The organism is Mycobacterium sp. 852002-51163_SCH5372311 (genome assembly GCF_001667115.1).
Lineage (GTDB): Bacteria > Actinomycetota > Actinomycetes > Mycobacteriales > Mycobacteriaceae > Mycobacterium.
The window spans coordinates 1-996 of sequence record NZ_LZIJ01000050.1 but is presented as its reverse complement, the minus strand read 5'-3'; the positions used below and the strand labels follow the sequence as shown (position 1 = coordinate 996).

At 65.2% G+C, this 996-nt stretch carries 1 protein-coding gene; it reads right to left on the bottom strand.

All coding sequences use genetic code 11. The features are described from left to right. The coding region (locus tag A5791_RS06195) for an LLM class flavin-dependent oxidoreductase (RefSeq protein ID WP_067232853.1) at positions 1 to 868 on the bottom strand (868 nt) is incomplete at its 3' end. Positions 869 to 996: the final 128 nt, after the last annotated feature.

Below are 996 nucleotides of genomic sequence, written 5' to 3'. Positions count from 1 at the left end.
CGCCGTTGTCGTTGATGATGTCGATCATCTCGTCGAGCTGCTCCCCCGGCATGGTCATCTGCGGAAACGCGGCCACCTTCTGGAAGTAGTTGAACCACGACTCGATACCGAATTTCACGTCCTCCCGTGCCTGCGCGTCGGTCTCGGCGATGTGGAACGGTCCGACCAGAGCCCAGTTCTTGCGGTCCACCTCAGTGCCGAATGCCGCAGCGCGCTCTTCGACGATGCCCCAGTGGTAAGAGAGTGCGTTGAACCCGTCCACCGTGAGCGTCGCGCCGATGGAGAGCAGCCCGATGCCGTGTTTGCCGGCCAGCCGCGCGCCTGTGGGTGACGCGACTGCTGCCACCGCCAGCGGAATGCCGCCGTCGGAGTATGGCGCCAGCTGCAGCTGGGCGTCGAACAGCTGATGCGTCGCGGTCTTGGCGCTGACGGTCTCCCCGGCCAGCAGCCGCACAACAATGTCGAGGTTGGTTTCGAGGAGCTCACGTGTGTCGATCGGAGTCAACCCGATCATCGCGGAATCGGTGGGCAGCGAACCCGGCCCCATGCCGCCGATCACCCGGCCATGGGTGAGGTGATCCAGCAACATCAACCGGTCGGCTACCCAGAGGGGGTTGTGATAGGCCAGCGAGATGACGCCGGTGCCGAACCGAATGCGCTTGGCGCGCTCCGCGGCCGCGGCGATGAAGACTTCCGGCGAGCTGATGATCTCGCTACCGGCTGAGTGATGTTCGCCGAGCCACACCTCGTCGAAGCCCAGCGCGTCGAGGTGCTCGATGAACTCCAGGTCGCGCTGCAAGGCGAGCGTCGGGTTGGTGCCGGCCCGATGAAACGGGGCGATGAAGTATCCGAACCTGAGCTTGGCCATGGCGGGTCTCCTTGCAGTCGAGTCCGGGAGAACCCTAACCCGAATGCGGACAGCGACCCTAGGTTTCGCTCAGCGTGCGATCACGGGTAGCCGCCGCAGACGTTGCCGACGCAACCGCCGCCACCGCC